Raw genomic sequence first — 7957 nt, forward strand, 5'->3', positions numbered from 1 at the left:
TATACATTTCCCCAATTATGTATAGGTATTCCGCCCAGAAAGACGGCCAACTGACTGGCCGGTTTTACGTCACACTTCGACAGTAGATTACAAGGGGGGTCAGGTTGTCAAAGATCACGGAACGCGCTCTCAGCAAAGCGTGTATTTCAGCAAACAACAATCAGCTCAAATCATGGGACTCGGGTCTGAAGGTCGAGCGAGCCGGGACCGGGTTCACCGTTAACCGTCTTTATCGACGTCCACGGCCAGACCGGGTGCCGAGTGTATCGCTCTACCACGGCCCCCCTCGGGAGGTCATGGCTTTCATCAGCGGTTTTGTCAGCGCCGTAGTACATACATCACTGACCAGCATCAAATCGGAGCATCCGCATGAATAATGATATCATCCCGACCGGTGGCCCCCATTCGGCACTGATCTCCAGCCAGATTCCGGACAACCTGCCAGCGGATCTTGAAGCCGCAGTACGCAACTGGCTGGAACGTGAAGTTGCCCTGGGTGATCCACGCGAAGACACGATTAAAACCTACACGTCCCACCTCAACCATTGGCTCCGTTGGTGTAACGCCCGTGGCATCACTCCGGCTGCCATGACCCAGGCCGATGTGGAGAGCTTTCGCCATGAACTCATCCAGGCCGGCATGAAAGCATCGTCAATCGCCGTAAAGCTGACCGTCATCAGACGATTTTACCAGGTCGCCATGAACCGGGGGTTGATCGCCATCAATCCGGCGGCCAATGTTCGCCCCCCTGTCGCCCGGGAAGCTAAATCTGAGCAAAAGCATCTTACCGCCGGCCAGGCGGAACTGCTGATCATGCACCTTCCCGAAATTGGCAGTATCAAAGGGTTGCGCGACCGGGCCATCATAGCCCTTATGCTGCTCGAAGGGCTCCGCCGAGTCGAAATCAAACGGGCCAACGTCGAAGACATCGAAGACATCGAAGACGTCGAGGGCGGTGTGCGCATCCTGGTCCACGGCAAGCGCAAAGACGGTTATATCTACCCCCGGGAAGATACAGTGGCCGCCATCCGGGCCTACCTTGCTGCCAGGGGTGAGGTTGCCGTCGAGGAAACTACCATTCATCACCGGCAAGCGTTCGTTACGCCGATGTTTCTCAGCGTGCGCAAGAATGGCCGAGGCAGGGGTCGGATATCGCGTATCGGCCTCAATAGTGTCATTGACGGCTACCTGAGCAAAGCCGGCCTGAAACGGAAACGGGTTTCCTGCCATGCTCTTCGGCACACCTGCGGCACAATGTTATACGATGTCACCAAGGACATCCGGGCTGTTCAGGATACGTTACGCCATGAGGACATCAGCACCAGCGCCATCTATGCCGCCAGTGGCCGGGAGCATAAACGCTTCACCAGGAAAATTCCTCTGGCAATCACTACGGCGCCGACACCGCCGGTTGATGATTCATGCATACCATCCGCTCCTGTCCAGGAGACAGAGGAGTCGCCATGATTCTCTGGGACCACGAAGGCAAACCCGTTGTCTGTGATCATAAGGATCTCACCCCTGGGGTGCTGACCATGATCTCCGGGATAAGCGACCACTTCGATCGTGGGACTTGCCCTTTTTGTAACAGAAGCTATACCCAGGAATTGTCATGCCATCACCTACGCAATATCCTGGTTGTCGAAGGAGACGCCTATTGGCACCGCACCTTCATCAACACATCTGGCACTCGGTTCCTGTCAGTCAGCAATGATGACGGACTCGATGGTCCTGCGGTTCAACATTGTGAAGCCTGCACCTCGCCCCGGCAGAAGGACGGCATGATTCATGTGAGATTCACCGAGGAAGACGATCCGCGCATTCGGGTTGTATCCTATTGCTCCGATGACTGCGCTATGATGCACTGGCGAAGGGAATTGACAGACCTTCGGAAGCGGGAAGCCGTTCAAAGCTGGGTTCAGAACGCAGCGTTGACCTCCTGAACTGTTATGTTCAGAGCCATTCATTACCCTTGTAATGCGGCTTGACTTTATACTGACCGTCACCAACAGAAAGGAAGTATTTTTTGTAGGTGACGCTGTGGCTGTCACTGGCACCATTTGCAAGCGTGACGTTGACATGATTCTCACTTGGCTCAGGCTTCCAGTTTTTTGCTTTGATCAACTTTCTGACATCTTTTATTGAGAACGGCTCAAGGATCATCCCTGCATTGACCGCCGCCACAATTTCTCGATTTAACCCTCTTCCATATTTAGGCATTGGGCACTCCTATACCCCACACCGATTGCAGCATCTCTCTGAAAAGATGATCCAAGGCATCATAGTCAGCAACCGGAGTCGGCCTTTTGCCAGACAGTAGGCTGTAATGATCCAACATCTGCTCAATGAATTCGTTTAGCACCGGAATCTTTGGAGCTGTATCCAGTTCGTTACCAGACATCTTTTGTTGTAATAGGTCATCAATGGCCGCACTCAAAGTGACGGACGGACGTGCATCGCGTACAAGTTTGCTGAACTCGGTGGGCGGCATTGTCCCGTGCTTTTCAATCCAGAGGCAGGCAAGTATTGGTCGCAACACATAGAGATATTTTTTCAGCCTGACTACTTCCCCCTTTAGATACTCCCGATAGTTGCCCCGGGCCATGTGCAGGTAGTGGTACATGCTGCGTTGCGGTTGAAAGGAAGTGGTCAACATTTCACGCAACCTATTGGCAAGGTCGAAAGCATCCTTGTAGATGATCGGAGAACCGAGCCACTCCAGGAGCGGCGGATTAGACTTACTGAAAAGGCCCAGCGCTTTTTTCAGATCCCACCCACTGATGTCGAGATCGTTGGAAATCGGGCATTCAATCACATCTCGCCGATCACGAATCGAGAGATACCAGTCCGGTTTGTGAATATAGATGAACCTGACATCGTAGTCGCTGTTGCGGGAGGCAAAACCCCAGGCACGACTACCAGACTCTACGGCGTAGAGAATGCGAACATCTTGTACTGTTTCAATATTCGAGAGTTGTTCGGATATATTCATGTTGCCTTATCACTTCACTGACGTATAGCTGCGTGGATTTCATCCAGATTGATTGCTACTATTTGCTGCTCTTCACCAGCACGCTCGCTGTCGTTACGGTCGATCCCAAGTTTTTTCGACAAATAGAAAATAAGGGCTATCCTGCACTTAAATTTCAATTTGAAATCAGTCATTCTATAATCCATAGCGACGATACTTTTTTGCGCTTCGCTCAACTTTGGATTAGGACCGATTTCAACATTGACATAGTTAAACCATTTGAAGTCGCTATTAACGTCAATGTCTGACTCAGACCCCATTACTGCAGAAGCTATCCTTCCAAGTACGAAGTCTTTGAAAGAATAACTTTCATGGCAATACGCTCGTACATGCCACCTCGACCCATCTGTTCCAAAGGCATGTGGAGAAATCAATCGAGTATTTCCTGGTTGTGGATTGTTAAATGACCGATAATCTACCGAGACAACCTGCTTATTCTTGATGGACTGAACCAATGTCCTTAGAACATCAAGATCGATAGCACGAGTAGGATTTGGAACAGCTGCAACATAATCCGATCCACAAGTGGCAATGCTATCTGTCGGCGAACACAAGATAGTTGAAAAATATGCATCAGCTGATAGTCCAATGAATATTGGCGAGAATGTTTCGGTTGGCACATAGTATTTCGCACTTGAATTGTATGAGATATTATTGGGTGCCATCTCCTGATATTTAGTGAAATCAACCGAAGCCTGGGGGATTGATATTCCAAATTTTGCAGTTAGGTCTCCTCGATTGACCCTTCCTTCCCAATACAGCTTGAATTCAAGATATTGCAGCCGTTTTCGCGTACTCCAAGGAATCGTAACCGATTGATCATCCATCGAATTCTCCCATTTTCTTGATGCGTATAAAAACTATATTGACATAGTAACTATCCGTATATATATTATACGTACAGTTTTTATAACCTTCATGATAGAAAACTTCAAGAAAAAAAGGAGATTGAAATGTCAAAGGTAAAATCTGGGGTAACAGGGCCAAAGGCGGCATCAAGTGCAGCAAAAACGTTAAAAAGTGGCAATACTGCTCCGAAATCAAAAACTGCGGCAGGTAGCACACTTTCACAGACAAACGCACCTAAAAAGGTGACATCGGAAGCAGCGGCGTCGGCGGCATCAAGTGTACTACGTGACGGGCGAACAAGCAAAACGTCAAAAACAGCGGCGGCAAGCGCGTTGGCGCAGAGGCCGTCCAAAAAAATGACACGGTAAGAAGGAAATAGAATGTCCCCACAATACAAACCACCTATTGCAGTTCACTTCATATGGCATCCATTGGACAGTGATACCGTTGATCCGATCCTAGAAGCAATTACTAGGAGCTTTTCAAGGGATATCAATCGTCCTTTTTCTCGAAATCTAAATATTCCAATTTTTTTCTATAGCTCATGCAGTCCGACCGATGTACCCAATGACCTTCCGAGTGAACTCGCTTTACGGAATGTTTTATTTGTATTTACGAGTGTCAATACGAGAGGATACACATTATGGGACAATTACATCAACAATCTGAAGCTTACTCGAACAATGCGGGCAGTTCCTGTTGCATTGTCCCATGAGGGGCTTGGGCACGGTGGTGGGGGAAGCCTCAAAAACATTAATTTCATTCGTGTATATGAGTGGCAGAAGGAATACATGGTTCAAAATACGGTACTTGCCATGGCACATGAATTATATCGACATGGTTTTATTGAAATAGAAGAACAGGATCAAGGAAAGTCATCTTCCATAAAATTATTTCTCAGCCATGCAAAGAGTGGGGACACCGGTCGTTTACACGCAGAATCAATTAAGCGATTTATCGACACTACAAACATGTCTCATTTTTTTGATGCCACGACAATTTCCCCAGGATTCAAGTTTGACGAGGAAATAATTAAAAGCATTAAAGAATCAACTATGTTGGCGATTTGTAGTGACGATTATTCATCTCGATATTGGTGTCAGCGGGAAATTTTAAGTGCAAAAGAGCATCACCGGCCAATGATAGCCATTAACTGTTTGGAGGACTTTGAAGACAGAATCTTTCCCGCTGGTTCGAATATACCATGTGTTCATATATCGCCAGAATCCCCGCTCAAAGAATCAGATGTACTCAAAATACTCACCGCCGCAATTCTGGAGACTATACGCCACTGCCATGCTCTGTCCTCACTTGAGCATTATCAAGCAAGAGGCTGGATCGACAGCAGATGTGCTCTCTTTTCCCGACCACCTGAAATTCGTCAACTTCTTACGTTGAAGTCAGATGGCCAGAAAAATAAACTCTGTTATCCGGAACCTCCAATTTATTCTGAAGAAGGCGATTGGCATAGCCATCTATCGATTGAAACATTTACCCCTCTTTGGAGCAGTTCTGACAATAATTCGCTAAAAGGTTTACGAGTTGGCATCTCTGTCTCTGATGTCGCAAGTGCCTGTTTTAAAGAGCACCATCTCCCCACAAGCCAATCTGTAAGGCTGGCCCAAGATCTTGCAAGACACCTGCTTGCCAGATCTGCCACGTTGATCTATGGAGGGGACTTACGCAAGGATGGCTTTACAGAATTTATCCTCAATGAAGCTGTGGCATTGAAATCCCGTCTCAATACCCATGACATACATGTGGAAAATCATTTAGCATGGCCAATCCATAAGGCTGATAAAGAAATGACCTCGTGGCGTGCAAATTATAGAGCAGTTATGAACACTGTCGAACACGATATTCCAGCCGATATTGCTAATGATGTTGACACTGATCAATATCTTCCTCCCACATCACCTCAGAATAAATATATTTGGTCTCGCTGTCTCACAGAAATGCGCCAACAATCCATCGACTCCTCACACGCTAGAGTATGCGCGGGCGGTAAGATTTCAGGATACAACGGTAAAATGCCGGGAGTTTTGGAAGAAATACTTATTGCAATAGACAAAAATAAACCTATTTATCTGTTGGGCGCATTCGGAGGTATAGTTGGCGAGGTCTGTAAGATATTACGCAAGGAACCTTATCCAGACTCACTTACTGAGACATGGCAGGTTACTTATAATGCAGAGTATGTTGATCTTCAAACCTTAGCCTCGAAGAGCGGCAATAATGCAAACTACGGACAAGTAAAGACAATCCTCGAAGGAATTGATGTTTCGACAATATCAAAGAATGCAGGGCTTGACGAGGCGACGTATTTACGACTTATGGCAACCCCTTTTGTGGATGAGTGCATATATCTGATAATTCAAGGTCTAAAGAATCTTTCCACTTAGAATTTGTGCCTTTAAAACTAAATTTATAGGAGACCATCATGAGTAACAACGTACGACACAAAGTATTTATTACCTATCACCACGCAGACCAAGAGGAAGTAAATGATTTCATAACTACTTTTTCTGATGAACGAAATGTATTTATATCGAGAGTTCTGGGCGTTGATATGGAGGAAAGCATAATTAGTAGCACAGATACTGATTATGTTATGAAGCGAATCAGGGAATTATATCTGAAAGATTCCACGGTAACAATTGTACTTATGGGTAAATGCACGTGGGCTCGTAGGTATGTTGACTGGGAGATACAATCATCTCTAAGAAGCGGCAATACATTGACACCCAACGGCTTACTTGGGATTAAGTTGCCTAGTTTTAAAAGTGGAACCAACTTCCCAAACAGACTGAACTTGAATTTGAAGCAAAATGATCAGCAAGTAGATTGCTATGCACGATGGATTGAGTACCCAACGCGCAAGGACACTCTGGCTAATGCAATACATAATGCATTTCTGGCAAGGACTTCAAAAACAAATCTAATTGTAAATCCGAGAGATCGGTTCGTTAATAATCGTAGCTGTCAATAACGGGAGGTATTTATGCCAGTGTTTTTGTCTCATCGTAAAGCAGATAAAGCATCTGCTCTCAAGATATACGCATATTTGGAGGCCAACAAGATTAAGTGCTATATTGATGAATTTGATGAAGTACTGCAACGATCTAAAAATATTACTGATGTTATTATGTCAAGAATAGGTGACTGTAGCCATTTAATGGCGATAATGTCACACAATACATCAGGTTCTTGGTGGGTCCCTTTTGAAGTAGGGGTTGCTTCTGAAGCTGATAGGCGTATCTGTTCATACAAAATTGATGGCGTCAGTTTGCCCGAATATTTAGATATTTGGCCGATAATGAATAGACCCGAACATTTAGCAGAATTTGTAAGACTGTATAATAATGATAGCAGTGTTCTACTTGAAAAATCTGAATCTCTCAGGGCTTCTTATGCGTCAGTAAAGTCATCAGGCGATTTTCATCGAATGTTGAAGTCAGCTACCGGGCAACGTTAAATACTATTGTACCAATAATAAATGGCGGCCATTTGGGCCGCCTCTATCCAACCCAGATTGGCAGACGATCTAAATATTCATCGAATTGGCTATGAATTCCGCAAAAGGTTTTATTTCTCCCCGCGAACTTGCCATTTCCAGGACTGACATGTAATCACTTCGCTGTTCGATCCGGATTACTGTCCACGGATATCCTCCAGACGCCAGCATGGTATTCATCAGAAACCGCCCCAATCTGCCATTGCCGTCAAAATACGGATGGATGTACACAAACAGAAAATGTCCAAGAACGGCACGTACGGCTGCGTTGGGCTCCGCCTCCAGCAAGTCGCACAGTTCCGGCATCATGTCACGGACCGCTTCCTGGGAAGGCGGGACATGGGATGCGTTCCGGATAAATACCTTGTCTGCCCGATAACCGGCTAGATCCGCCGGCCTGAGAAAGCCGGCATCGACGTTTGGCGTGAAAAGCTTCCGATACCATGAACCGTGATCCAGGCGGAATGCTGCGCCCGGGTTTGCACCTGCAAGAATGCCTCTGATCGTTGCCTTGACCTCATTATGCGCAAGCCAGTACCCATGAGCAGCCATGGCATTTTTTG

Annotated in this window: 10 protein-coding genes; 6 read left to right on the plus strand and 4 right to left on the minus strand. The window is 46.5% G+C overall.

The genetic code is table 11. The annotated features are described in order from the left end of the window. Positions 1 to 369: 369 nt before the first annotated feature. A complete protein-coding gene (locus PHE37_RS13635; RefSeq protein ID WP_300008799.1) occupies positions 370 to 1467 on the plus strand; it encodes a tyrosine-type recombinase/integrase in 1098 nt (365 codons plus the stop codon). Continuing rightward, positions 1464 to 1943, plus strand: coding sequence for a hypothetical protein (locus tag PHE37_RS13640; RefSeq protein ID WP_300008801.1), 480 nt, complete (start codon positions 1464 to 1466; stop codon positions 1941 to 1943). The genes PHE37_RS13635 and PHE37_RS13640 overlap by 4 nt, the downstream gene beginning before the upstream one ends. 10 nt (positions 1944 to 1953) lie before the next feature. On the opposite strand, the gene PHE37_RS13645 is transcribed toward PHE37_RS13640, so the two are convergent. From PHE37_RS13645 to PHE37_RS13655, 3 genes are read right to left on the minus strand one after another with little or no spacing between them, the layout of a single operon-like run. After that, entirely contained in the window at positions 1954 to 2220 is a 267-nt protein-coding gene (locus tag PHE37_RS13645) for a hypothetical protein (RefSeq protein ID WP_300008803.1), read from the minus strand. Further along, positions 2213 to 2992: a nucleotidyltransferase domain-containing protein gene (locus tag PHE37_RS13650; protein WP_300008805.1), complete on the minus strand. Its 780-nt coding sequence runs from the start codon at positions 2990 to 2992 to the stop codon at positions 2213 to 2215. The genes PHE37_RS13645 and PHE37_RS13650 overlap by 8 nt, the downstream gene beginning before the upstream one ends. Before the next feature lie 14 nt (positions 2993 to 3006). Continuing rightward, on the minus strand, positions 3007 to 3858 hold the full coding sequence (locus tag PHE37_RS13655) for a WYL domain-containing protein (RefSeq protein WP_300008807.1): 852 nt from the start codon (positions 3856 to 3858) through the stop codon (positions 3007 to 3009). Positions 3859 to 3984: 126 nt separating this feature from the next. On the opposite strand from PHE37_RS13655, the gene PHE37_RS13660 reads away from it, so the two are divergent. The 4 genes from PHE37_RS13660 to PHE37_RS13670 are packed head-to-tail and all read left to right on the plus strand — an operon-like array spanning position 3985 to position 7355. Then, the gene (locus PHE37_RS13660) at positions 3985 to 4248 is read left to right on the plus strand and encodes a hypothetical protein (protein WP_012468367.1); all 264 of its coding nucleotides are present in this window, start codon (positions 3985 to 3987) and stop codon (positions 4246 to 4248) included. 12 nt (positions 4249 to 4260) lie between these two features. Beyond that, on the plus strand, positions 4261 to 6282 hold the full coding sequence (locus PHE37_RS13665; protein WP_300008812.1) for a TIR domain-containing protein: 2022 nt from the start codon (positions 4261 to 4263) through the stop codon (positions 6280 to 6282). A 38-nt stretch (positions 6283 to 6320) separates the two neighbouring features. Further along, positions 6321 to 6869, plus strand: coding sequence for a TIR domain-containing protein (locus tag PHE37_RS13885; RefSeq protein WP_366881187.1), 549 nt, complete (start codon positions 6321 to 6323; stop codon positions 6867 to 6869). 12 nt (positions 6870 to 6881) lie between these two features. Beyond that, a complete protein-coding gene (locus PHE37_RS13670) occupies positions 6882 to 7355 on the plus strand; it encodes a toll/interleukin-1 receptor domain-containing protein (RefSeq protein WP_012468364.1) in 474 nt (157 codons plus the stop codon). Between the two features lie 69 nt (positions 7356 to 7424). Here PHE37_RS13670 and PHE37_RS13675 read toward each other — a convergent pair. Then, on the minus strand, positions 7425 to 7957 hold a 533-nt coding region (locus tag PHE37_RS13675; RefSeq protein WP_300008815.1), incomplete at its 5' end, for a Fic family protein.

It is taken from the genome of Sulfuricurvum sp., assembly GCF_028681615.1.
GTDB lineage: Bacteria > Campylobacterota > Campylobacteria > Campylobacterales > Sulfurimonadaceae > Sulfuricurvum.